At 59.7% G+C, this 300-nt stretch carries 1 pseudogene; it reads right to left on the bottom strand.

The features are described from left to right. A pseudogene (locus P0G09_RS18900) lies at positions 1 to 300 on the bottom strand (NlpC/P60 family protein); the annotation flags it as partial.

A 300-nucleotide genomic window follows, 5' to 3' on the forward strand; every position in this document is an offset into this window, starting at 1 on the left:
TGTTCCATGCTGGACCGGGCGGCATATGCACCGTTGGATGCCGCTTTGCCGCCTACGGTCTGCGCCGCCGTGCCCGTCCGGGCGGCGGCGTAATAGCTCTGCCGGATGTTCTGTTTCTGCCGCCACCGGGTAAGCCAGTTGGAGCTGCCCTCGCTGGTGCTGGATGCGCCTGCATCTTGTGCCACAGTCGGTTCCTGTGCAGAAGATTTTGCGGATTTTGTGCCTTTCTTGCCCTGCATCTTGGCTTTCTTCTTGAGTTTGCGGGCGTAGCGGCTCTTGGAAATATCGTGGGTAGTCTCA

This window comes from Faecalibacterium sp. DFI.5.82, from assembly GCF_029076575.1.
Classification (GTDB): domain Bacteria; phylum Bacillota; class Clostridia; order Oscillospirales; family Ruminococcaceae; genus Faecalibacterium; species Faecalibacterium duncaniae.